The following is a 21,590-nucleotide window of genomic DNA, read 5'->3' as shown; positions in this document are numbered from 1 at the left end:
CCCCGTGGGGGGCCGGGGTGGGGGGCCCCCCCCCCCTGGGGGGGGGCCCCCCAGGGGGGTCCCCCGGCCCCCCAGGGGGGGGGCCCCCCAGGGGGGGGGGGCCCCCCCCCCCCCCCCCCTGGGGGGCCCCCTCCCCCGGGGGGCCCCCCAGGGGGGGGGGGCCCCCCCCCGGGGCCCCCCCCCGGGGGTGGGGGGAACCCCCCCCCCCCAGGGGGTCCCCCGGGGAAGGGCCCCCCGGGGGGTTGGGGCCCAGGGAGGTCGGGGGGGTGGGGTTCCCCCGGGGGCCCCAGGCCCCGGTTTGGATGCGGGAGAGGAGGGCCCAGTAGTGCTCGACGCGGGGGTCGCCCGCGACCTCGAGTCTGGTCAGGAGCCAGGGGCGGAGGGTTTCGTCGTCCGGTCGGCCGAACACCTGCGCGTAACGGGCCGTCAGGTCGGAGACCACGTGCGCGGCCTGCGGTGAGGCCGGGGAGAGGCCGGAGGCGAGGGCTGCGGTGACGGCCTCGCGGACGTGTTCGGTGAGGTCGTGGTGCAGGCCGGTGGTGTCGCCGGCGGCGCGTTCCGCGGCCTGGTGGGCGGCCATCCGGCGGAGCGAGGCGCGGAACTCCTCGTCGCCGGTGAGTTCGGCGAGTTCGGCCCAGGCGGCCACCTGCGCCGGGGTGGGCTCCTCGGGCAGCTCGGGCACGGCGCTGCGGAGCAGTTCGACGAGTTCCGGGTTGGCGTCGGCCGTGCCGAAGGTGTCGTCGACGAACTCCTCGATCAGGCGGCGGCGTTCCTCGTCGGTCTGTCGTGCGAGTCGGTGCATGAGTGCGATCCCCTCTCCTCGGGTTCCCTGTTCGGCGGCCGCGCGGAGCACGGCGCGGCGCAGCCGGAGCGTCCGGATCTGGACGTCCAGCGCGTCCGCGTGGGCGCGGGCCACTTCGGCGACGGTGGTCTCCCGGTCCAGCACCCGGCGGACGGTGGCCAGGTCGAGACCCAGTTCGCGCAGGGTGCGGACCAGTTGGAGCCGTGCCACGGCGTCCGTGCCGTACTGCCGGTATCCGGCGGCGGTGCGGTCGGTGGACGGCACCAGCCCGGTGTCCGCGTAGTACCGGATGGTCTTCACCGTCAGTCCGGTCCGTCGCGCCAGGGCGCCGATCGTCAGCAGTTCTTCGCCGTCCATGCCCCCACTGTGGGGTCTCCCCCCGGGGGAGACTCAAGCCGGATATTCCTTCGGGTGCCACCGGCCGCCCGGCCTACGATGACCGGATGGTGGGCGAAGAGAGTTTGCGGACAGCACTGGAGTTCCGTCGCGGGTTCGCCCGCGGGCAGGCCGACGAGGTGGTCGAACTGCCGGGCGGGTTCGCGGTGTTGAGCGACAGGTACGCGTATTCGCACGAGCACAACCAGCTGGTGCTGGACGCCCCGCCGAGCGGGGTCGACGTGGCGGCGCTGGCGGACGAGGTGCTGGGTCACCTGAAGCACCGGCGGATCGCGGTGTTCGACGACGCGGCCGCGCTCGCGCTGGCACCGGGCCTGGTGGCCGCCGGGTACCAGCACGAGGTGGAGCTGGTGATGGTCCACCGCGGCCCGCTGCCGTCCGCCCCCGGCAGCGCGGAGCAGGTCGAACTGGCGCAGCTGGCCCCGGCGTTGGAGCGCCAGTGGCGGAACTGGCTGCCGTGGGCCTCGGACGATTCGATCGGCCAGCTGGTGGCGCGGCGCAACGCCCGGCAGGCGGGTGCGGAGCGGGTGCTGATCCTCGCCGCGCGCGACGAGGACGGCGAGTTCGGCTCCTGGGCGGACCTGTACCAGGACGCGGCGGGCACCGCGCAGATCGAGGACGTGGCCACGGCGGACGAGCGGCAGCGCCGCGGCCTCGCCGACCGGGTGATGGCCACCGCCCTGCGGCTGGCGGCCGAGCGGGCCCCGGACGGGCTGCGCTTCCTGGTCGCGGACGCCGAGGACTGGCCGCAGCAGTGGTACGCGCGCCTCGGCTTCGTCACGGTCGGCCGCACGCACGGTTTCGTCCGGATGTGACGGCGCGCACGACGGCGCCCGCCGATCCCCTCCGCGGGGTTCGGCGGGCGCCGTGGCGTCGCGTGCGGCGGATCAGACCTGGCCGGCCTTCTCCAGGGCCTCGCAGCAGGTGTTGATCAGCAGGCGGGTGACCACGTACGGGTCGACGTTCGCGTTCGGGCGGCGGTCCTCGATGTAGCCCTTCTGGTCCACCTCGACCTGCCACGGGATGCGGACCGACGCGCCGCGGTTGGAGACGCCGTAGGAGTAGACGTTCCACGGGGCGGTCTCGTGCTTGCCGGTCAGGCGGGACTGGATGTCGTCACCGTACTGGCTGACGTGCTCCAGCACCTTCTCCTGGGAGGCGCCGAGCGACTCGCAGGCAGTGATGATGGCCTCGTAGCCCTCGCGCATCGCCTTGGTGGAGAAGTTGGTGTGGGCACCCGCGCCGTTCCAGTCGCCCCGGGCCGGCTTGGCGTCCAGGGTGGCGTCGATGCCGAACTCCTCGGCGGTGCGGTAGAGCAGGTAGCGGGCGATCCACAGGTCGTCCGAGACGGTCAGCGCGTCGACCGGGCCGATCTGGAACTCCCACTGGCCGGGCATGACCTCGGCGTTGATGCCGCAGATCGCCAGGCCGGCGTCGATGCAGCGGTCGAGGTGCAGCTCGACGATCTCGCGGCCGAAGACCTCCTCGGCACCCACGCCGCAGTAGTAGCCGCCCTGCGGGGCCGGGAAGCCGCCCTCGGGGAAGCCGAGCGGGCGGGAGCCCTTGAAGAAGGTGTACTCCTGCTCGATGCCGAAGATCGACTCCTGGCCGGCGTAGCGCTCGGCGATCTCGCGCAGCAGGGCGCGGGTGTTGGACTCGTGGGCGGTGCCGTCGGTCTCCAGCACCTCGCACAGCACCAGGATGTTGTCACCGCCGCGGATCGGGTCCTTGACGACCTTCACCGGGTCGAGCACGCGGTCCGAGGCGTGGCCCTCGGCCTGGTTGGTCGAGGAACCGTCGAAGCCCCAGGTGGGGATCTTGTCCGCGTTCGGCAGGACCCGAGTCTTGGAACGCAGCTTCGCGGTCGGCTTGGTGCCGTCGATCCAGATGTACTCGGCCTTGATTGCCATCGCGGTGAACCTCACTGCTCGGGTGGTGGGTGCCTGCGTAGCGTTGCAAGCCGCCGTTTCCCGGTTGTTCCTCCTATGTAACGCCTATGTGAACCAACGGTCCGCAGCGGCGCGCTCACCCTCCGGGAGTTCCCCGCATGGGATATGGGGCGCCGCTGCCGACCTCGGGGTCACCGCTCAGCGGTGCCGGGCGTGCGCGGCGCGCCGGCGGCGGGTCATCCAGACCGCGGCGCCGCCGGCCAGCAGCAGGGTGAAGCCGCCGGCGGCCAGCGCGGTGCTGCCGGACGAGCCGGTGTACGCCAGCTCCTCGCCGGACTCCTTCGGCGCCGTCCGGTTCTGCGCGGTGGGCGACGCGGACCCGGCGGGGCCGGACGGGGCCGGCGAGGTGGCGGCGGCCGGGACGGCGGCGGGCACCGGCTTCTCGCAGGACACCGAGGCGACCGTCACCTTGCCGTTCACCTTGGCGACGTTCAGGTTCAGCGGGTTCACCGCCACCTGCACCTCCAGCGCGGAGGCGGCGGCGGTGCTGCTGGTGACGGTCTTCTTCGAGAACTCGACGTCCACCGAGCCGATCGCCGGAACGTCCACGTGGGTGGGCGAGTTGAGGCCGACCGTCACCGACTGCCCGAGCACGGTCAGCTTCGCGGGCGCGGTCACCTTGGCGGTCGGCTGCCCGTTGGCCGGGCAGGTCACCTCGGCGCTCATCGCCTCCAGGCCGATCAGCGTGGTCAGCGGCAGGCCGGGGCGTGCACGGCCGCGCCGACCAGCTGCACCGAGGCGGTGGCCTGCTTGTCGTCGACCTTGGTCACGGACTTGCCGACCTGCGCCTTCACCAGGTTCACCGGCCGCCCGCCGTCCACCCCGTCGACGGTGGCGGTGAGCACCGCGCCGTCCCGCTGGGCGGGCGACTCCACCTTGTTCAGCGACACCTCGACGGGCACCTTCACCGTGTTCAACAGCTCGACGTTCAGGCCGAGTTCGGCTGTCACCGCCTTCGCCTTCCCGGGTTTGGCCGGCGCGCCCCCGTCGGCGGCGAAGGCGGGCAGCGGCAGCGCGAGCACGGATCCGACCAGCGCGGACACGCCGACGGTGCGCAGAACAGACATGACAGAACCCCCACACGGAAGAACGGCAGAGCGCAGCCACGACCTCCCCGGCACCACGCACGGGGAGGGGGTTCGCGCTCTCGAGTTCCGCCAGTCTTCTCGAACACTGCGTCACATCAGCAACACGGAGCGTCAGTTCACTCCTTCGGGTGAGGTTGACGATCCGGACTGACCGTTCCTGCCGATGAGCTGATGAATTCCCGACAGGAACCCGTCGTCCGTCACGGCGCCGCCCCTGGCCCCGCCCGGCGCCCCGGCCCCGGCCCATCGGGTTGGGCGGGCGCGGGAGTTCACCGGCCGGGCGGGTCCGGGGCCTTCCCTTCGGGGCGGGCGGCGGGCAGAGTGGGCGCCGTAACATGGGGGACGATCTTGTTGGTGGTGCCGCTGGGCCTGTGGCTGCTCGCGGCGCCGCCGGGGCGGGTGCGCACGGTGTTCGCGGTGGTGCTCGCGGCCGGCGCCCTGATCGGGGTGGCGGAGCAGCTGGACTGGACGCCCGAGTCGGTCCACTGGACGGTGCTGATCGCCAACGGGTGCCTGCTGGCGGTCGCTCCGCTGCTGGGCCTGCTGCTGGCGTGGCCGGTGCACAAGGGCGAGAGCGGTGAACGCCGGGGCGCCGCCGCCGCGTGCACGGTGGGCTTCGCGCTGCTGATGGGGGCGGCGACCCTGCTGTACGGCACGTTCCTGCAGATGAACGGGCCGCCCTCGCGGGTGCCCGCCGCCTCGGAGCTGCCCGATCTGCCGGCCGGCCTGCGGGTCGCCGCCGAGCGGTCCGGCTGCGGCGGCGGTTCGACGAACTTCCGCGACCGCGAGCTGACCGTGGTCGGCGCCGCGGGTCAGGGGCCGGCCCGGGTGCTCGACGACCTGCGCGGCCACCTGGCCGCCTCCGGCTGGCCGTTGGACCAGGACGCGCAGGGCGTCTGGACGGCCTGCCGGACCCGCGGGGTGCTGCTGGACTCCCACGAGGTGTGCGTCCACCTGACCGGCACCAACGGCGGCGTCGCCGTCAACCTGGACACCACCGACGGCTGGTGAACACCGCCGCGCCCCGGCGAGTTCGATCGCCCGGCCCCGACCGGCCCGGCGATACCGGCTGCGAGCGGCGGCACGAGGAGAAGCGGGGCGCCCGGGCAGCAGGACGGCGCGCTCCCGGAGCCGGGCGGACCGCCCCCGGGAGCGGTCGTCCGTGGCCCCGGGCCGCTACGGCAGGCGCCAGTCCACGGGCTGGCCGCCCTGGCGGACCAGCAGGTCGTTGGCGCGGCTGAACGGGCGGGAGCCGAAGAAGCCGCTGTTGGCGGAGTACGGGCTGGGGTGCGGGGACTCGACGCTGGGGACCTGGCCGAGCCAGGGCCGCAGTTCGCGCGCGTCCCGGCCCCAGAGGATCGCCACCAGCGGGCCGCCGCGGGCGGCGAGCGCCTTGATGGCCTGCTCGGTGACGGCCTCCCAGCCCTTGCCGCGGTGGCCGTTGGTCTTGCGGGCCTGCGTGGTCAGCGCGCGGTTGAGCAGCAGGACGCCCTGGTCGGCCCACGGGGTGAGGTCGCCATTGGAGGGCATCGGCAGGCCGAGGTCGTTGCTGTACTCCTGGTAGATGTTGACCAGGCTCGGCGGTATCGGCCGGACCTCCGCCCCGACCGAGAAGCTCAGCCCGACGGCGTGGCCCGGGGTCGGGTACGGGTCCTGACCGACGATCAGCACCCGGACGTCCGCGAACGGCTGCTGGAACGCCCGCAGCACCTGCGGCCCCGGCGGCAGATAGGTGCGGCCGGCCGCGATTTCGGCGCGCAGGAAGTCGCCCATCACGGCGACCTGCCCGGCGACCGGCGCGAGCGCCTGGGCCCAGCCGGGTTCAACGATTTCGTGCAAGGGTCGAGCAGCCATGACGGAAGCCTATCGGCCGCACCGACAACGAGAGTTCAGCAGCCCGCCGCACCCGGCCGCACCCACCGCGGCGCCCGGTCGTCGGGCTCGTCCGGACCGGCGAAGTGGAACGGCACCCGCAGCGCCCTCGCCACGGCGACACCGATCGCCTCCGCCGCCACCGCGACGTGCGGCCGCCCGCCGACCCGTTCGTCCGGGCCGAGGTGACGGGTCGCGGTGCTCGCGTACACGGCCTCCAGCGGGTGGTCGCGGGTCTCGCCGACGGCCAGCAGCACGAACCGGTCGTGGACGGTGTCGCCGTCCCACACCGCCTCGACCGCCAGCACCCGCTCGCCCAGCGCCTCGGCCTTCCGCACCAGTGCTCGCGGGTCCACCGGCCCGTCCTCGACCGGCGGCCGGACCAGCTCGACGCGGGCCCCGATGACGTCCATCCCCTGCGGAATGCTCACGCCGAGCGCATCCCGCAGCAGCTTGAGGGCCGGGACGTGCCGGCCGCGGCGCAGCTCCTCGTCCACCTGCGCGCGGGTGTCGGACGGCAGCGCCTCCCACCACCGGAGGACCTGCCCGTCCGTGCTCACACCGCGCGGCCGTTGAGCACGATGTGCCGCGGAGCGCCCAGCACCCGCAGGTCGGTGCGCGGGTCCGCGTCGTAGACGACCAGGTCGGCGGGGGCGCCCTCGGTGAGGCCGGGGCGGCCGAGCCACTCGCGGGCGGACCAACTGGCGGCGGCCAGCGCCTCGTTGGTGCTCAGACCGGCCTTGGTGAGCTCGATCGCCTCCTCGGCGACCAGGCCGTGCGCGAGCGAGCCGCCGGCGTCGGTGCCGACGTAGATCGGGATGCCCGCGTCGTGCGCGGCGGCGACGGTCGCGTAGCGGTTCTCGTGCAGCCGGCGCATGTGCGCGGACCACTGCGGGAACTTGGCCTCGCCGCCGTCGGCCAGCGCCGGGAAGGTGGCGATGTTGACCAGGGTCGGGACGATCGCCACGCCGCGTTCGACGAAGGCGGGGATCAACTCCTCGGTGAGGCCGGTCGCGTGCTCGATGCAGTCGATGCCGGCGGCCAGCAGGTCGGGCAGCGATTCGGTGGCGAAGCAGTGCGCGGTGACCCGGGCGCCCTCGGCGTGCGCGGCGGCGATCGCCTCGGCGAGGGCGTCGCCGGGCCAGCACGCGGCGAGGTCGCCGACGCCGCGGTCGATCCAGTCGCCGACCAGCTTGACCCAGCCGTCGCCGCGCCGGGCCTCGGCGGTGACGTACGCGGCGAGGTCGCCGGGCTCGATCTCGTGGGCGTAGTTGCGGATGTAGCGGCGGGTGCGGGCGATGTGCCGGCCGGCCCGGATGATCTTCGGGAGGTCGTCGCGGTCGTCGATCCACCGGGTGTCGGCGGCGGAGCCGGCGTCGCGGATCAGCAGGGTGCCGGCGTCCCGGTCGGTGAGGGCCTGCTTCTCGCTGGTGGCCCGGTCGACGGCGCCGTGCGCGTCCAGGCCGACGTGGCAGTGGGCGTCGACCAGGCCGGGCAGGGCCCAGCCGGTGAGGGTGGCGGCGGGTTCGGCGGCGGGCCGCTCGAAGGTCACCCGGCCGTCCACCGCCCAGAGTTCGTCGCGGACGTCCTCCGGGCCGACCAGGACCCGGCCCCTGATGTGCAGCACCCCACCGTCTGTCATGTCTGGCACTGTACTCGGCAGCCGTTCGGGCGGACGGGGCGATCTGCGGCAGACTGTTCGACGGCGACCCTCCGTGGTGGCCCCGGCGACAACCCTCCGCTGCCCGAAAGGCCTCTCCGCATGCTGCTCGACCTCCCGCCGATGACCGCCGCCCGGTTCGCCGCGATCGAGGACAAGGTGGCGGCACTGCTGCACACCGAGGCCGACGTGATCGTCACCCAGGGCGAGGCGCTGCTGCCGCTGGAAGCGGCGATCAAGGGTGCGGCGCACCCGGGTTCGACCGCGCTGAACGTGATCACCGGCCCGTACGGCCAGACCTTCGGCGGCTGGCTGCGCGACGCGGGCGCCGAGGTGGTGGACCTGTCCGCGCCGTTCGACGCCGCCGTCACCGCCGAGCAGGTCGCGGAGGCGCTGCGCGCCGCCCCGGAGATCGACTTCGTCTCGCTGGTGCACGCCGAGGCCGCCACCGGCAACACCAACCCGGTCGCCGAGATCGCCGCGGTGGTCCGCGAGCACGGCGCGCTGCTGATGGTGGACGCGGTGGCCTCGGTGGCCGCCGAGCCGCTGCTGACCGACGCCTGGGGCATCGACCTGTGCGTGATCGGCGGCCAGAAGGCGATGGGCGGCCCGGCCGGCGTCTCGGCCGTCTCGGTCAGCGGGCGGGCCTGGGAGCGGATCGCGGCCAACCCGGCCGCGCCGCGCCGCTCCTACCTCTCGCTGCTCGACTGGAAGGCCCGCTGGACCGACGCCGGCCGCACCCAACTGCCGCACGCCCCCGCCCAGTTGGAGATGCTCGCGTTGGACGAGTGCCTGGACGCGATCACCGCCGAGGGCCTGGACGCGGTGATCGCCCGGCACCGCGCCGCGGCCGCCGCGACCCGCGCCGGCGCCACCGCCCTCGGCACCGTCGCCCCGTTCGTCCGGCTCGCCGAGCACGCCGCCCCGGTCGCCACCACGCTGCGCACCCCCGAGGGCCTGGACGCGACCGAGCTCGCCGCCGAACTCCACCGGCACGCCCCGCAGTTGCCGGTCCAGGCCGGCGGCGGCGCGCTCGCCGCCGGCATGCTGCGCCTCAACCACTACGGCCCGGCGGCCACCGCCGAGACGGTCGTCGCCACCCTGGAGGCCCTCGCCCAGGCCACCGGCGTCTCGGCGGCGGCGGCCGTGAAGGCGGCCACCGAGGCCTGGGAGCAGGAGATCTGACGCCTCGTCAGCCGCCGACCTCCGGAAGCTCCTCGCAGATCGCGTCCAGCGCCTCCTCGTCCACGGCGCGCACCGCCAGCCAGGCGCCCCCCTGGAGCACCAGGAGGGCGTCCGGCCGGGCGAAGTACCGGGTGTCCACCGCTTCGGCGTGCACCCGGGGCAGCTCCGTCCAGCCGGTCAGGTCGGCCGGGTCGACCTCGCCGCCCTCCACGTGCGCGCCGTCGTCGAGCAGCGGCTCGGCCAGCACGATGCCCAGGCACTCGGCCGAGAAGCTCGCCGTCCACGGCGTGATCTCCAGTTGCACGGACGGTGCGACGTCCGGCCAGACCACGGTGGGCGGGTCCTCCTGGTCGAGGGCGGCCAGCGGGATGCCCCAGTAGGCGCAGGACTGGTTCTCCACCCGGTACACCAGGCAGTCCTGGTCGACGTACAGCCGCTCGGGCGGCAGCAGGGTGTCCTGGTTGCTGGTCAGCTCGGGCCGGTTGCCGAGCAGCCGGTGGGCCTCGCGCAGCGCGGCGGGCAGCTTCAGGCCCAACCTCGCCTCGGCCGCGTCGAGTTGGGCGTCGGACCAGCCGCCGCCGGGCAGCAGCGGGGTGCCCCAGAAGGCGGCGATGTCGGCGATCAGCCGCCAGGCGGCGGCGCGGTCGGCGAGGGCGGCGGGCAGGTCGCGGGCGAGGTCGAGCGTCATGCCGGGCACGCTAGCGCGGCGCACCGACAGGTTCGGCCGCCGGTGGCCGAGCGTTCACCGGCCGGGCAACCGGCGTACGGATACGGGTACTTGGCTGAGCGAACCCGCGAAGTTGTCTGTACAACTGGAGGCTGCTCCGATGCCCGTCCCCCACCCCTACTGGCTGCGCGACAACTGCCCGTGCACCGAGTGCCGCAACCCGCGCAGCGGGCAGAAGCGGTTCCGGATCGGCGACCTGCCGGACGGCCTGACCGCCACCGAGGCCGTCGAGGACGCGGCGGGCCTGCACGTGCTGTGGTCCGACGGCCACCGCTCCTGCTACCCGGCCGGCTGGGACGCGCGGGACGAGGACAGCGGCCTCGGCGACCACCGCACCGAGCACGGCAAGCGCCTGTGGGAGGCCGCCGACTTCGCCCGCGGCCTGCCCGAGGCCGACTGGCCGACCTACCTGGCCGACCCCGAGGAGCGGATCGCCGTCCTCGCCGCCGTCCGCCGCTCCGGCTTCGCGGTGCTCCGCGGCGTCCCCGTCGAGGAGCGCCGAGTCCTCGACGTGGCAAGGACGTTCGGCTACGTCCGGGACACCAACTACGGCGAGCTGTTCGACGTCCGGGTGGAGCCCGACGCGGTGAACTTCGCGTTCACCGACGCCGCCGTCGCCCCGCACACCGACAACCCGTACCGCGACCCCGTCCCCACCCTCCAACTGCTGCACTGCCTGCGCAACGACGCCGCCGGCGGCGACTCCGGGCTGGTGGACGGCTTCCGCGCGGCGGCGCTGCTGCGCGCGGAGGACCCGGAGGCGTTCGCGCTGCTCGCCCGCACGCCGGTGCCGTTCCGCTACCGCGACCGGACCGCCGACCTGGCCGCCGAGATGCCGATGATCGGACTCGACCCGCGCGGCGCGATCCGCGAGATCCGCTTCAACAACCGCTCCATCGACACCCTGCGCAGCCTCCGCGGCGCCGAACTCGACGCCTTCTACGCCGCGTACCGCCGCTTCGCGGAGATCACCCTGCGCCCGGAACTCCAACTGGAGTTCCGGCTCGGCCCCGGCGACTGCCTGATCTTCGACAACACCCGCCTGCTGCACGCCCGCACCGCCTTCGAGCAGGCCACCGGCGGCCGCCACCTCCAGGGCTGCTACGCCGACCTCGACTCGCTCTCCTCCACCCTCTCCGTGCTGCGCCGCAACACCGCCGCGCTGGACGAACTGGAGGCGCTGTTCGCGGGCGAAGGCGCCGGCGAGTACCTCGGCGAGGCCGTCACCATGGCCGAACACATGCTCCAGGCCGGGGCCCTGGCCCGCGCCGCGGGCGCGCCGCCGGCGCTGGTGGCCGCCGCACTGCTCCACGACATCGGCCACTTCCACGGCAGCGGGCTGGAGTTGATGGCCGGCACCGACAACCGCCACGGCGAGACGGCGGCCGACTGGCTCTCCCGGTACTTCCCCGCCGCCGTCACCGAACCGGTCCGCCTGCACGTCCCCGCCAAGCGCTACCTGTGCACCGCCGAACCCGGCTACTTCGCCAAGCTCTCCCCCGCCTCCGTGCACACCCTCTCCCTGCAGGGCGGCCCGATGACCCCCGAGGACGCCGCCGCCTTCGCCGCCGGACCGTTCGCCGCCGACGCGATCGCCGTCCGCCGCTGGGACGAGGCCGCGAAGGACCCCGCCGTCAGCACCCCGCCCTTCGCCGAATTCCGGCCGCTGCTGCTGGAGTTGATGGGCTAGGGCCCGTCTTCAAACCCCCGCCTGCCCCACGACGCCCGGCACGCACTCTCGCCGCACCGGGCGAAAGACCAAGTACATCCAGTACGAGGCCTTCCACCCGGCACGCCGAGAGCACGCACCGGACGCCGCGGGCCTGCGACGCGGGTTTGAAGACGGGCCCTAGGCCCACTCGCGCCGGGCGGCGTTGCCGGTCTGCAACTCCGCCCGGCGGACCAGCGATCCCGCCGTTGCCGGGAATTGGCAATCCGTTGCGCCTGGTGCAACCCGCGGCCCGCGTCGAAGAGTGGGGGGAAATCGTCGACGGACCGCAGCGAGAGGCGCATCGATGTTCACCGGAGTCGTCCGACAGTCGGCCGCCGGCCAGCGCGCCGTGGTGGTGGCGCTGGCCCTGCTGCCCGTGGTCATGGTGACCGCGGCCTGCCTGCCCGCCGTCCTGCTGCTGCCCGCGTTCCCCGGCGGGGTGCGCCGCGTCTCGGCGCTGCTCACCGTGCTGCGCCGGTGGACGGAGACGGTGCTGTCGCGCAGCTAGTCGGCGAGCGCCGCCGTCAGGTCGATCTCCACCAGCTGGCCGGTGTAGCCGAGGGCGGTGACGCCGAGCAGGGTGCTGGCGGTGGCGAACGCGGGGGCGAGCGGCCCGGCCTGCAGGTGGTCCCAGGCGGCGGCCAGCACCTCCGGCCGGTCGCCGACGACGTAGATCACCGAGCGGACCACCCGCTCGGGCCCGGCGTCGACGGCGGCCAGGGCGGTGAGCGAGTTGGCCACCACCTGGTCGATCTGGGCGAACAGGTCGCCCTCGCCGACCAGGGTGTCGGTGCGGTCCATCGGGCACTGCCCGGCCAGGTGCGCGGTGCGGCCGGCCTCGACGACGGTGATGTGCGCGTAGCCGCCGGTGGGGTGTAGCTCGGCGGGGCTGAGGAGAGTGATCCCGGTCATCCGTCGATGGTCACCCACCCGAGAGCGCGCCGCACCCGGTTTTCCGCCCGGCCCGCGCTCAGTCGTTCTCCCGCGCGTGCCGCGAAAGCGCGGACGAGGCCAGGGAGTTGTGAATGGAGAAGGCGACGGTGCCGGGCAGGTAGCGGTCCTGGGACCACTCCACGGGCGTGCCGGTCGGGTCGGTGGTGCGGCGCTTCTCGCGCAGCAGCGGGCTGCCGCGGCGGCAGCCGAGCAGCCGGGCGTCGTCGGCGTTGGCGCCGACCACGTCGATGGTGTGGTCGGCGTCGGAGAACAGGATGCCGTGCTCGCGCAGCGGTTCGGTGTGCGAGACGGCGTCGGGCGGCAGCTGGGCGACGAGTTCGCCGACCCGGGGCGGGTAGACGGTGCGCTCGACCATCACGGGGGTGCCGGACAGCGTGCGCAGCCGGAGCATCACGTACACCTCGGTGCCCGGTTCGAGGCGCAGCTGTTCGCGTTCGGCGGCGTCGGCGGGGCGGCGGACCATCGAGTCGAGCCGGCCGCCGGGCTCCTCGCCCATCGAGCGGGCCCAGTGGGTGAAGGAGAGCAGCTCGGAGAAGGACTGGACGCGGGCGCTGCCGAGGACGACCCGGCGGGTGCCCCGGCGGGAGGTGACCAGGCCGTCGGCGCGCAGCAGCGCGAGGGCCTGACGGACCGTTCCCCGGGAGACGCCGTACTGCTCGGCGAGGGCGCCCTCCGCCGGCAGCCGTCCGGCGTCACCGAACGAGCCGGAGGTGATCGCTTCGCGCAGGTCGGCGGCCACCTTGCGGTAGAGCGAGCCGGCGGCGCGGTCCTGGTCGAGTGCCACGTGCGTCGAGTTCCCTTGGCTGGTAAGGAGATTGGGCCGTGTCCGCGGCGTGATCGCGCGTACACCATTGACTGTAGCCGCTGCTGCCGCCGCCTCCCGTACCGGGCGCGACCGTTCCGACAGCCGCCCCCTGCACTGGGCCGTCCGTTCACTTTCCCGTCACCGGCCTCGGGCGTACTTACCTCGGGCGACGGAAGTTGGCTGGCCAACTTGGCCAGGGGATTCCGCGCCGCGCACCGAACCCTTTCTCGCGATCTCTGCAGCTCCACTTCCTCCAGGAGACCCTCCCGTGACCGTGCACCGCCACCGCGCCGCCGCCCTCGCGGCCGTGCTGACCGCTGCCGCGCTCTCCCTCTCCGCCTGCGGCTCCGCCGGCTCGACCGCCAAGTCCGGCGACGCCAAGGGCGGCGCGGGCAACGCGAAGACCGCCACCTCGCTGGCCGACTTCGGCGGCATGGACGGCCTGGTGGCCGCCGCGAAGAAGGAGGGCAAGCTGCACGTCATCACCCTCCCGCGCGACTGGGCCAACTACGGCAAGCTGATGGACGACTTCAAGGCGAAGTACGGCATCGAGATCGAGGACGAGAACCCGGACGGCTCCAGCCAGGACGAGATCAACGCGGTCAAGTCCCGCAAGGGCCAGGACCGCGCGCCCGACACCCTGGACCTGGGTTCCGCGTTCGCGCTGTCCGCCGCCAAGGAGGGCATCCTCGCCCCGTACAAGGTCGCCTCCTTCGACAAGATCCCGGACACCATGAAGGACCCGGCCGGCCTGCGGGTCAACGACTACGGCGGCTACATCTCGATCGGCTGCGACGCCAAGAAGGTCGCCAACTGCCCGAAGACCTTCGCCGACCTGCTGAAGCCCGAGTACAAGGGCCAGGTCGCGCTGAACGGCAACCCGACCAAGTCCGGTTCGGCGTTCGGCGGCGTGTACGCGGCCGCGCTCGCCAACGGCGGTTCGCTGGACAACATCCAGCCCGGCATCGACTTCTTCGCCAAGCTGAAGCAGTCCGGCAACTTCAACCCGGTCGAGTCGACCCCGGCCACCGTCGAGAAGGGCGAGACCCCGATCTCGATCGACTGGTCGTACCTGAACGCCGGCTACACCGACGAGTTCAAGGGCAAGGGCATCGACTGGAAGGTCGCCGTCCCCTCCGACGGCTCCTACGCCCAGTTCTACAACCAGGCCATCAACAAGGACGCCCCGCACCCGGCCGCGGCCCGCCTGTGGATGGAGTACCTGTACTCGGTCGAGGGCCAGAACGGCTTCCTGGGCGGCTACGCCACCCCGGCGCTGTTCGACTCGATGAAGAAGGACGGCACCCTGGACACCGCCGCCGCGGCGAAGCTGCCGGTCGTCGAGAAGCCGTTCACCACCTTCCCCAGCTCGGAGCAGATCGACGCGGCCAAGAAGGTCGTGACCGAGAACTGGGCCAAGGCGATCGCGGGCTGATCACCGACATGACCACGGCTCCCACCCCGGTGCCGGCCCCGGCCGCCGCTGACCTCAGCGGCGGCCCCCGGGCCGCCGGCACCGCCACGACCTCCCCCACCCCGCCGCCCGCCGGGCGCCGCCTGCTGCGCGGCAAGGCCTGGCTGGCGACCCTCCCGCTGCTGCTGTTCTTCCTGGTCGGCTTCGGCCTGCCGGCCGTCGCCATCGTCACCGGGGCGTTCACCGTCTCCGGCGACGCCGAGACCGGCGCCGGCTCGTTCACCACCGCGAACGTCACCGACTCGGTGCAGGGCGCCTACTGGACGGCGCTGGTCTCCAGCGTGAAGCTGTCCGCGCTCACCGCGCTGATCGGCACCGCGGTCGGCGTGCCGATCGCGCAGGCGGTCCTCACCTCCCGGTTCCGGATGCTGCGCGAGGCGGTGCTGACCGCCTCCGGCGTGCTCGCCAACTTCGGCGGCCTGCCGCTCGCGTTCGCGTTCGTCGCCACCCTCGGCAACGCCGGCGAGCTGACCAAGATGTTCCACCTGACCGACCACGGCTGGTCGTTGTACAGCTTCACCGGCCTGACCGTCGCCTACCTGTACTTCCTGGTGCCGCTGATGGTGCTCACCATCACCCCCGCGCTGGAGGGCCTGCGGGTCCAGTGGCGCGAGGCCGCCCAGAACAACCGGGCCACCAGCCTGCAGTACTGGCGGCACGTGGCCCTGCCGATCCTGTTCCCGTCGCTGCTCGGCGGCTTCGTGCTGCTGTTCGGCTCGGCGTTCGCCGCGTACGCCACCGCCGCCGCGATGGTCGGGGCCACCGTCCCGCTGATCAGCCGTCAGATCGCCGACGCGCTGTCCGGCAACGTGCTGGTCGGCCAGGGCAACCTGGCGCTGGCGCTCAGCCTGGACATGATCATCGTCGCCGTCCTGGTGATGGCCGTGTACCTGCCCCTCCAGCGCCGGAGTGCCCGATGGCTCAGCTGATCTCCCGACTCCGGGTCTGGCGCGGGGCGGTCCTGCTGCTGGCCGGCCTGTACTTCCTGATCCCGATGGCCGCCTCGGTGTGGTTCTCGATCGACGACGCCAACGGCATCTCCTTCGACGCCTACACCGGGCTGCTGTCCGCCCCCGGCTTCACCGACAGCCTGGTGCTCACCCTGGAGCTCGCCGCCGTCACCGTGGTGGTGCTGCTGCTCCTGCTGGTGCCCGCGATGATCGCCGTCCGGCTCGGCGCGCCGAAGCTCCGCCCGGTGCTCGAAGTGGTCTGCACCCTCCCGCTGGTGGTGCCGCCGGTCGCGCTGACCGCCGGCCTGATCGGCGTGCTCCGCTGGGGCCCCGACTACCTGATGGACACCCCGTTCTTCCAGACCTTCGTGTTCATCCAGCAGCCGGAGTTCCCGCTGGTCCTGGTGATCGCGTACGTGCTGATGGCCCTGCCGCTCGCCTACCGCGCCCTGGACTCCGGCCTGCGCGCCGTGGACGTCCGTACCCTCGTCGAGGCCGCCCGCAACTGCGGCGCGAGCTGGCCGCGCGCCGTCGTGTCGGTGATCCTGCCGAACCTGCGCGGCGCGCTGCTGAACGCCTCCTTCCTCACCCTGGCCCTGGTCCTCGGCGAGTTCACCACCGCCTCGATCCTCGGCTTCCAGCCCTTCGCCGTGTGGATCTACTCGGTCGGCAACAGCCAGGGACAGATGTCCGTCGCGGTGTCCGTGCTCAGCCTGCTGATCACCTGGGTGCTGCTGCTCCTGCTGGCCGCCGCCGGCCGCGAGCGCCGCCACAAGACCACCACCGCCTCCTGAGCCTCCCCCGGAGACCACCACCCATGAGCACCGCCACCGTCGCCCCCACCACCAGCGCCACCGTCGAATTCCGCTCGCTGCGGCGGCAGTTCGGCACCACCACCGCCCTCGACGGGCTCGACCTGACGGTCGAACCGGGTGAACTCCTCGCCCTGCTCGGCCCGTCCGGCTGCGGCAAGACCACCGCGCTGCGCATCCTCGCCGGGTTCGAGACCCACGACTCCGGCGAGGTCCTGGTCGACGGCGAGGACATCACCCGGATCCCCGCCCACAAGCGCGACGCCGGCATGGTCTTCCAGTCCTACAGCCTCTTCCCGCACCTCACCGCCGCCGACAACGTCGCCTTCGGCCTCCGCATGCGCGGCGTCGCCAAGGCCGAACGGCGCAGGCGCGCCCAGGAGTTGCTGGAACTCGTCGGCCTGCCGCAGCGCGCCGAGCACTACCCGCACCAGATGTCCGGCGGCCAGCAGCAGCGCATCGCGCTCGCCCGCGCCCTCGCCCTCCAGCCGCGCGTCCTGCTCCTCGACGAGCCGCTGTCCGCGCTCGACGCGAAGGTCCGGCTCTCGCTCCGCGAGGAGATCCGCCGCCTCCAGCAGGAACTCGGCATCACCACCCTGTTCGTGACGCACGACCAGGAGGAGGCCCTCTCGATGGCCGACCGGGTCGCCGTCCTGCGCGCCGGACGGCTCGAACAGTGCGCGACGCCCTCCGAGCTGTACTCCCGGCCGGCCACTGCCTTCGTCGCGGAGTTCGTCGGGACGATGAGCCGCATCCCGTGCTCGCGCACGGCCGACGGGCAGGTCGAGGTGCTCGGCCGCCGCCACGCCGTGGACGGCGCCCTCCCCGCCGACGGCGAACTGCACGTCCTGGTCCGCCCCGAGAACGTCGAGCTCGCCCCCGCGGCGGACGGCCCCGCCCAGGTGATCGCCGCCTCCTTCCTCGGCGCCGTCACCCGTCTCACCGTCCGGCTCCCCGACGGCACCGAGATCAAGTCCGACCTCCCCACCGAGGCCGCCTCCGCCCTCCCCCTCGGCACCCACGCCACCCTCACCCTCCCCACCCGCCCCGTCCTCGTCGACCGCGCCCCCACCGCCTGAGCCCGCCTGAGCCCGCGCCCCGCAGAAGGCACCGCGCCCCGCCAGGGGCGCGTGAGGGTGCCGCCCGGGCCGGGGGAGAACTGCGCGGAGCGGAACGCGCCGACCCGGAGCCCGCCCGCCGACAGCCGGTCGCCCCGCGCGCCCGTCCCCGGACCGTGCCGCTCCCGCCCCCGCAGAAGGCACCGCGCCCCGAAGAACCCACCCCCCGCGTCGCACCCTCGTCGACGCCCGATGAGCCCCCGTAAGGTACCGCCATGCCTGCATCCCGCCCCGCCGCCGTCCTGTTCGACATGGACGGCACCCTGGTCGACACCGAGCACCTCTGGTGGCAGGCCGCGGCCGAACTCGCCGCCGAGCTCGACCTGACCCTCACCGACGCCGACCTCCCGGACGTCCTGGGGCAGGCCGTCGAGCACACCGCCGCCCACCTGCACCGCAGTTCGCGCACCTCCCGCCCGGAGGGCGACCTGGTCGCGCACCTGAACGAGGCGTTCGCCGCCAAGGTCGAGGCCGAGATCGTCCCCCGCCCGGGGGCCCTCGCCCTGCTGTCCGCGCTGCGCGAGGCGAAGGTCCCGACCGCGCTGGTCTCGGCGTCCCCGCGGCGGGTCGTCGATCTGGTCCTGAACGCCCTCGGCCCGCACTGGTTCGCCACCACGCTCGCCGCCGAGGACACCCCGCGCACCAAGCCCGCCCCGGACCCGTACCTGGCCGCCGCCGAGCGCCTCGGCCTCGTCCCGGCCGCCTGCGTCGCCGTCGAGGACACCCCGACGGGTGTCGCCTCCGCGCACGCCGCGGGCTGCGCCGTCCTGGCGGTGCCGTCCGCCGTTCCGATCGCGGCGGCCGACGGCATCACCGTGCTGGACAGCCTGGAGCACGCGGACCTGGCGTTCCTCGGTTCGCTGACCGCCGCGGCCTCCTGATGCCGTATCTGCTGCTGGCCCTGGCGATAGCGAGCGAGGTCTGCGCGACCAGCCTGCTGAAGCTCACCGAGGGCTTCTCCCGGCTGTGGCCGAGTCTCGCGGTCGGCGCCGGCTACGTGCTGTCGTTCTTCCTGCTGGGCCGCGCGCTCAAGCACATACCGGTCTCCGTCGCGTACGCCGTCTGGTCGGGCGCGGGCACGGCGGCCGTCGCCGCGATAGGGGCGACGTTCTTCGGCGAGTCGCTGGGCCGGCTCCAGTGGGCGGGGATCGCGCTGGTGATCGTCGGCGTGGTGCTGCTCAACCTCCGTTCCACGCCCTGACCTGCGCGGGAACCGGCTGCCCGCCGCACAGTCCGGTCGCGCACCGCCCGACCGGACTGACGGGCCGTCACCGCCCCGCCGCGGTGCACCGGCCGGGGAGCCGGCGGGCCGCTGGAGGCGCCTGGACGAGTCCGCCCGCGCCCGGCCCGCCGTCATGCTGCTCCTCGCCGTGATCGGCGCGGTCGCCACCGTCCGCCGCCTCCGCCGCGCCGCCCGCCGAGGGCCGCCCCCCCCCCGTACGATCCCGGCCGTGAGCATCCAGTCCACCTTGGCCAGGGCCGCGGCCGATCTGCACCAGGGCCGGGTCGACCTGGCCCGCCGTCGCCTGCACGGCCTGCTGTCCGGCCACCCCACCGACCTGGCGGTCCGTCGGGCCCTCGCCGAGGCCTACCGGCACGACCCGCAGCCGAGCGAGGTCGGCCGCTGGAACTACCTCGACGACTCCCTCACCACCACCGAACTCGCCGCCTACGAGCGGCGGTTCCGCGATCCGGCCCGCCGCCTCGCCAACCTCCGCTGGCCCGATCCGGTCCACAACCCGCCCGCGAGCCGCACCGCCCGCCGCCGCCTGGCCGCCCTCCACCGCGCGGCCACCGGCACCGCCCCGGTCTGGCCCGCCCACCGGCGGGACGCCACCGCCCGGCCGCCGGCCCCGCTGGATCCGCAGGCCCCGCCGAAGCGCAGCTGGCCGGACCCTCCGGAGCACCTCTGGGCGTGGCGTCTCGGCCTGCTGGCCGCCCTCGCGGCCCTGGTCTGGCTCCACCTGCGCTGACCGGTCGGCGCCCCGTCCGGGGGAAGCGCGCCCGGACCCGCCCTCGTACCGAGGTGAACTCCCTTCGCCGGTCCGCTACTTGAGCGAGTCGCGCAGGGCATCGACCCGGGTCGCGGAGGCGGTGAACGCCTCCCGGTCGAGGTCGCCGGCGTCGAGTGCGGAGGCGAGGGCGGCGGCGGCCTGGTCGCCCTGGGCGACGTCGCGGGCGGAGCAGAGGATCAGGTCGACTCCGGCCTCGGCGACGGCGAGGGCCCGCTTCGAGGTGCCGCCGACCGGGTCGAGGGCCTTGGCCTCCAGCGCGTCGGTGACGGTGACGCCCCGGTAGGCGAGCCGGCCGCGGAGTTCCTCGCGGACGACGGTGCCGGACATGCCGGCGGGGTGGGCGGGGTCGAGGGCGGGGTAGATCGCCCAGGAGAGCATGACCAGTTTGACCTCGGCGGCGACCGCGTCCCGGTAGGGCCGTTCGTCGACGGCGCGCAGCTGGTCGAGCGGGAGGGTGAGGGTGACGGGTTCCTCGTCGGTGTTGGCGCCGGCGGGGGCGCTGCCGAGGCCGGGGAAGTGCTTGGCGGTGGCGGCGACGCCGGCGGTCTGCTGGGCCTTGATGAACGCGGAGCCGAGCTTGCCGACGGTCGCCGGGTCGGTGCTGTAGGAGCGCTGGGCGCTGTCGGCGAAGTCGCCGGGGGTGCGGTAGACGTCGAGGACGGGCGCCAGGTTGAGGTTGAGTCCGTAGCCGGAGAGCGTCGCGGCGGCCTCGCCGCCGGTGCGGGTGGCGGCGGCGGTGGGGTCGGCGGCCCGGCCGACGTCCTTCGCGGACTGTGCGGGCCCGCCGGGCAGTCGCCGGACCAGGCCGCCTTCCTGATCGGTCATCAGCAGCAGCGGCCGGGGGTGCGGGCTCTGCTGTTCGGCCTGCCGGAGCTGGTCGACGGCGTTGCGCAGCACGAACGGGTCGTTGCCGACGTTCTCGGCGAAGAAGATCACGCCGGCCACCCGGCCTTCGCGGATGCGTTGCAGCAGCGCAGCAGGCGGGGTGGTGCCGGGGTACGAGTAGACGATCCGCTGCCCGGCGAGGTCGGCGGAGCTCGCGGCGGTGGGGCTGGGCGTCGGATCGGGGGTCGGGGTGGGGCTGGCCGTCGGGCTCGGGGACGGGCTCGGGCTCGGGGACGGGCTCGGCGACGGGCCGGTCGGTTCGGCACTGGTGGTGGCGGGCCGGGGACGGGCTGCTGCCGCCGCCGGTGCCGGCGATCCGCAGCCGGCGGCCAGCGCCAGTCCGAGAGCGAGCAGTCCGATCGACCTCAGTGACAGTGCCATGCCATCAGATAAGCACGCGAATGACCTGCGAACCAGCACCGCGGGGCCCCGGAGCGTCGCAGCCCCGGGCCCCGCGGAAGTGCGCCGACCGGCCGTCAGCCGAGCAGGATCCCCGGCAGTTCGGCGATCGAGCCGAGCACGTGGGTCGCCCCGTCGGCGCGCAGCCGCGCCTCGTCGTGGGCGCCGGTGAGCACGCCGGCCACCACCGGGGCGCCGGCCCGGATGCCGGTGAGCATGTCGTAGCCGGTGTCTCCGGCCACCGCCATCTGCCGGACCGAGTCGGTGCGGGTGCGCAGCAGCGCGGTGAGCGCCAGGTCGGGGTAGGGGCGGCCGCGGCCCGCGTCGGCGGGGCACAGCGTCAGGTCGGCGACGGACTGCCAGCCGAGGGCGTCCAGGATGCGGTCCTGGGTGGTGCGGGAGAAGCCGGTGGTGAGGACCACCTTCCGGCCCCGGCCGCGCAGTTCGGCGATCGCCTCGGCGGCGCCGGGCAGCGCCTCGCAGTGGCCCTGGTCGACCAGGTCCTCGTACGCGGCCTCGAAGGCCAGGTTGGCGGCCTGGGCGCGGTCCTCGTCGCCGAACAGGTGCCGGAACACCGAGATCTTGGACTCGCCCATGGTGGCGCGGACGTGCTCCAGCATGGCGGCGTGCTCGGGGCTGCCGGTCTCGACGCCCTGGGAGCGGGCGGCGGCGGCGAAGGCGAGCTCCACCAGGCCGTCGTCGGCGACGGTGGTGCCGGCCATGTCGAGCACCACCAGGGTCACATCGTGCGTGGTCATGTTCTGCCTCTTGCGGTTCGGGGCTGAAGG

At 74.1% G+C, this 21,590-nt stretch carries 24 protein-coding genes; 12 read left to right on the top strand and 12 right to left on the bottom strand.

Annotated elements, in window-relative coordinates:
• A partial coding sequence (locus KCH_RS46195) for a helix-turn-helix domain-containing protein (RefSeq protein WP_084223932.1) occupies positions 1-1,159 on the bottom strand: 1,159 nt, incomplete at its 3' end.
• 158 nt (positions 1,160-1,317) lie between these two features.
• On the opposite strand from KCH_RS46195, the gene KCH_RS26555 reads away from it, so the two are divergent.
• Positions 1,318-2,013: a GNAT family N-acetyltransferase gene (locus KCH_RS26555; protein WP_341865413.1), complete on the top strand. Its 696-nt coding sequence runs from the start codon at positions 1,318-1,320 to the stop codon at positions 2,011-2,013.
• Positions 2,014-2,085: 72 nt separating this feature from the next.
• Here KCH_RS26555 and glnII read toward each other — a convergent pair whose 3' ends face one another.
• From glnII to KCH_RS40065, 3 genes are all read right to left on the bottom strand, one after another.
• Complete coding sequence (gene glnII / locus KCH_RS26550; RefSeq protein ID WP_035867130.1) at positions 2,086-3,108, bottom strand: glutamine synthetase; 1,023 nt, start codon at positions 3,106-3,108, stop codon at positions 2,086-2,088.
• 177 nt (positions 3,109-3,285) lie between these two features.
• Positions 3,286-3,813, bottom strand: a complete 528-nt coding sequence (locus tag KCH_RS46190) for an LPXTG cell wall anchor domain-containing protein (RefSeq protein ID WP_051653477.1) — start codon at positions 3,811-3,813, stop codon at positions 3,286-3,288.
• 23 nt (positions 3,814-3,836) lie between these two features.
• The gene (locus KCH_RS40065) at positions 3,837-4,214 is read right to left on the bottom strand and encodes a hypothetical protein (RefSeq protein WP_051653476.1); all 378 of its coding nucleotides are present in this window, start codon (positions 4,212-4,214) and stop codon (positions 3,837-3,839) included.
• 375 nt (positions 4,215-4,589) lie between these two features.
• Here KCH_RS40065 and KCH_RS26540 point away from each other — a divergent pair, with 375 nt between their 5' ends.
• Entirely contained in the window at positions 4,590-5,246 is a 657-nt protein-coding gene (locus KCH_RS26540; protein ID WP_035867128.1) for a hypothetical protein, read from the top strand.
• Between the two features lie 165 nt (positions 5,247-5,411).
• Here the strand turns inward: KCH_RS26540 and KCH_RS26535 are convergent, their stop codons facing one another.
• The 3 genes from KCH_RS26535 to KCH_RS26525 are packed head-to-tail and all read right to left on the bottom strand — an operon-like array spanning position 5,412 to position 7,749.
• A complete protein-coding gene (locus KCH_RS26535; RefSeq protein WP_035867127.1) occupies positions 5,412-6,089 on the bottom strand; it encodes a uracil-DNA glycosylase in 678 nt (225 codons plus the stop codon).
• Between the two features lie 35 nt (positions 6,090-6,124).
• The gene (locus KCH_RS26530) at positions 6,125-6,667 is read right to left on the bottom strand and encodes a hypothetical protein (protein WP_051653475.1); all 543 of its coding nucleotides are present in this window, start codon (positions 6,665-6,667) and stop codon (positions 6,125-6,127) included.
• Positions 6,664-7,749, bottom strand: a complete 1,086-nt coding sequence (locus KCH_RS26525) for an amidohydrolase family protein (protein WP_035867124.1) — start codon at positions 7,747-7,749, stop codon at positions 6,664-6,666. Before KCH_RS26525 ends, KCH_RS26530 begins: the two co-directional genes overlap by 4 nt.
• Before the next feature lie 120 nt (positions 7,750-7,869).
• Between KCH_RS26525 and KCH_RS26520 the strand changes: the two genes are divergently transcribed.
• The gene (locus KCH_RS26520) at positions 7,870-8,952 is read left to right on the top strand and encodes a pyridoxal-phosphate-dependent aminotransferase family protein (RefSeq protein ID WP_035867122.1); all 1,083 of its coding nucleotides are present in this window, start codon (positions 7,870-7,872) and stop codon (positions 8,950-8,952) included.
• A gap of 7 nt (positions 8,953-8,959) precedes the next feature.
• On the opposite strand, the gene KCH_RS26515 is transcribed toward KCH_RS26520, so the two are convergent.
• Entirely contained in the window at positions 8,960-9,640 is a 681-nt protein-coding gene (locus KCH_RS26515; protein ID WP_035867120.1) for an SMI1/KNR4 family protein, read from the bottom strand.
• A 139-nt stretch (positions 9,641-9,779) separates the two neighbouring features.
• On the opposite strand from KCH_RS26515, the gene tmpA reads away from it, so the two are divergent.
• Together tmpA and KCH_RS26505 are read left to right on the top strand one after the other, a co-directional pair.
• A complete protein-coding gene (gene tmpA, locus KCH_RS26510) occupies positions 9,780-11,369 on the top strand; it encodes a 2-trimethylaminoethylphosphonate dioxygenase (protein WP_035867119.1) in 1,590 nt (529 codons plus the stop codon).
• A gap of 325 nt (positions 11,370-11,694) precedes the next feature.
• Positions 11,695-11,898, top strand: coding sequence for a hypothetical protein (locus KCH_RS26505; protein ID WP_035867118.1), 204 nt, complete (start codon positions 11,695-11,697; stop codon positions 11,896-11,898).
• Here KCH_RS26505 and KCH_RS26500 read toward each other — a convergent pair.
• Complete coding sequence (locus tag KCH_RS26500; RefSeq protein ID WP_035867115.1) at positions 11,895-12,302, bottom strand: RidA family protein; 408 nt, start codon at positions 12,300-12,302, stop codon at positions 11,895-11,897. The two genes, KCH_RS26505 and KCH_RS26500, sit on opposite strands and share 4 nt — an antisense overlap.
• Positions 12,303-12,360: 58 nt before the next feature.
• A complete protein-coding gene (locus KCH_RS26495; RefSeq protein WP_035867113.1) occupies positions 12,361-13,128 on the bottom strand; it encodes a GntR family transcriptional regulator in 768 nt (255 codons plus the stop codon).
• 289 nt (positions 13,129-13,417) lie between these two features.
• Between KCH_RS26495 and KCH_RS26490 the strand changes: the two genes are divergently transcribed.
• The 7 genes from KCH_RS26490 to KCH_RS37845 all read left to right on the top strand — a co-directional run bounded on the left by KCH_RS26490 (position 13,418) and on the right by KCH_RS37845 (position 19,476).
• On the top strand, positions 13,418-14,584 hold the full coding sequence (locus KCH_RS26490) for an ABC transporter substrate-binding protein (protein WP_035867112.1): 1,167 nt from the start codon (positions 13,418-13,420) through the stop codon (positions 14,582-14,584).
• Between the two features lie 8 nt (positions 14,585-14,592).
• The gene (locus tag KCH_RS26485; RefSeq protein ID WP_035867111.1) at positions 14,593-15,552 is read left to right on the top strand and encodes an ABC transporter permease; all 960 of its coding nucleotides are present in this window, start codon (positions 14,593-14,595) and stop codon (positions 15,550-15,552) included.
• On the top strand, positions 15,540-16,367 hold the full coding sequence (locus KCH_RS26480) for an ABC transporter permease (protein ID WP_208865984.1): 828 nt from the start codon (positions 15,540-15,542) through the stop codon (positions 16,365-16,367). Before KCH_RS26485 ends, KCH_RS26480 begins: the two co-directional genes overlap by 13 nt.
• 23 nt (positions 16,368-16,390) lie before the next feature.
• Complete coding sequence (locus tag KCH_RS26475) at positions 16,391-17,464, top strand: ABC transporter ATP-binding protein (RefSeq protein ID WP_035867109.1); 1,074 nt, start codon at positions 16,391-16,393, stop codon at positions 17,462-17,464.
• Between the two features lie 254 nt (positions 17,465-17,718).
• The gene (locus tag KCH_RS26470; RefSeq protein WP_035867108.1) at positions 17,719-18,384 is read left to right on the top strand and encodes an HAD family hydrolase; all 666 of its coding nucleotides are present in this window, start codon (positions 17,719-17,721) and stop codon (positions 18,382-18,384) included.
• Complete coding sequence (locus KCH_RS26465; protein ID WP_035867106.1) at positions 18,384-18,704, top strand: DMT family transporter; 321 nt, start codon at positions 18,384-18,386, stop codon at positions 18,702-18,704. The genes KCH_RS26470 and KCH_RS26465 overlap by 1 nt, the downstream gene beginning before the upstream one ends.
• Positions 18,705-18,954: 250 nt before the next feature.
• Positions 18,955-19,476 carry a DUF6584 family protein gene (locus KCH_RS37845; protein WP_157032199.1) on the top strand — a complete coding sequence of 174 codons (522 nt, stop codon included), beginning with the start codon at positions 18,955-18,957 and terminating at the stop codon, positions 19,474-19,476.
• 75 nt (positions 19,477-19,551) lie between these two features.
• Here KCH_RS37845 and KCH_RS26455 read toward each other — a convergent pair whose 3' ends face one another.
• Together KCH_RS26455 and KCH_RS26450 are read right to left on the bottom strand one after the other, a co-directional pair.
• The gene (locus tag KCH_RS26455) at positions 19,552-20,784 is read right to left on the bottom strand and encodes a glycoside hydrolase family 3 N-terminal domain-containing protein (RefSeq protein WP_035867104.1); all 1,233 of its coding nucleotides are present in this window, start codon (positions 20,782-20,784) and stop codon (positions 19,552-19,554) included.
• Between the two features lie 95 nt (positions 20,785-20,879).
• Positions 20,880-21,560, bottom strand: coding sequence for a phosphonatase-like hydrolase (locus KCH_RS26450; RefSeq protein ID WP_035867100.1), 681 nt, complete (start codon positions 21,558-21,560; stop codon positions 20,880-20,882).
• Between the last annotated feature and the right edge of the window lie 30 nt (positions 21,561-21,590).

Source organism: Kitasatospora cheerisanensis KCTC 2395 (assembly GCF_000696185.1).
Lineage (GTDB): Bacteria > Actinomycetota > Actinomycetes > Streptomycetales > Streptomycetaceae > Kitasatospora > Kitasatospora cheerisanensis.
The sequence above is the reverse complement of the archived record's forward strand: the minus strand, read 5'-3'. Positions and strand labels throughout refer to the sequence as shown.

Excerpts from the sequence above, each read along its gene's own strand:
- glnII (WP_035867130.1), bottom strand. The coding sequence starts at position 3,108 with ATGGCAATCAAGGCCGAGTACATCTGGATCGACGGCACCAAGCCGACC.
- KCH_RS46190 (WP_051653477.1), bottom strand. The coding sequence starts at position 3,813 with ATGAGCGCCGAGGTGACCTGCCCGGCCAACGGGCAGCCGACCGCCAAG.
- KCH_RS40065 (WP_051653476.1), bottom strand. The coding sequence starts at position 4,214 with ATGTCTGTTCTGCGCACCGTCGGCGTGTCCGCGCTGGTCGGATCCGTG.
- KCH_RS26535 (WP_035867127.1), bottom strand. The coding sequence starts at position 6,089 with ATGGCTGCTCGACCCTTGCACGAAATCGTTGAACCCGGCTGGGCCCAG.
- KCH_RS26525 (WP_035867124.1), bottom strand. The coding sequence starts at position 7,749 with ATGACAGACGGTGGGGTGCTGCACATCAGGGGCCGGGTCCTGGTCGGC.
- KCH_RS26520 (WP_035867122.1), top strand. The coding sequence starts at position 7,870 with ATGCTGCTCGACCTCCCGCCGATGACCGCCGCCCGGTTCGCCGCGATC.
- KCH_RS26515 (WP_035867120.1), bottom strand. The coding sequence starts at position 9,640 with ATGACGCTCGACCTCGCCCGCGACCTGCCCGCCGCCCTCGCCGACCGC.
- tmpA (WP_035867119.1), top strand. The coding sequence starts at position 9,780 with ATGCCCGTCCCCCACCCCTACTGGCTGCGCGACAACTGCCCGTGCACC.
- KCH_RS26505 (WP_035867118.1), top strand. The coding sequence starts at position 11,695 with ATGTTCACCGGAGTCGTCCGACAGTCGGCCGCCGGCCAGCGCGCCGTG.
- KCH_RS26500 (WP_035867115.1), bottom strand. The coding sequence starts at position 12,302 with ATGACCGGGATCACTCTCCTCAGCCCCGCCGAGCTACACCCCACCGGC.
- KCH_RS26485 (WP_035867111.1), top strand. The coding sequence starts at position 14,593 with ATGACCACGGCTCCCACCCCGGTGCCGGCCCCGGCCGCCGCTGACCTC.
- KCH_RS26480 (WP_208865984.1), top strand. The coding sequence starts at position 15,540 with ATGGCTCAGCTGATCTCCCGACTCCGGGTCTGGCGCGGGGCGGTCCTG.
- KCH_RS26475 (WP_035867109.1), top strand. The coding sequence starts at position 16,391 with ATGAGCACCGCCACCGTCGCCCCCACCACCAGCGCCACCGTCGAATTC.
- KCH_RS26470 (WP_035867108.1), top strand. The coding sequence starts at position 17,719 with ATGCCTGCATCCCGCCCCGCCGCCGTCCTGTTCGACATGGACGGCACC.
- KCH_RS26465 (WP_035867106.1), top strand. The coding sequence starts at position 18,384 with ATGCCGTATCTGCTGCTGGCCCTGGCGATAGCGAGCGAGGTCTGCGCG.
- KCH_RS26455 (WP_035867104.1), bottom strand. The coding sequence starts at position 20,784 with ATGGCACTGTCACTGAGGTCGATCGGACTGCTCGCTCTCGGACTGGCG.
- KCH_RS26450 (WP_035867100.1), bottom strand. The coding sequence starts at position 21,560 with ATGACCACGCACGATGTGACCCTGGTGGTGCTCGACATGGCCGGCACC.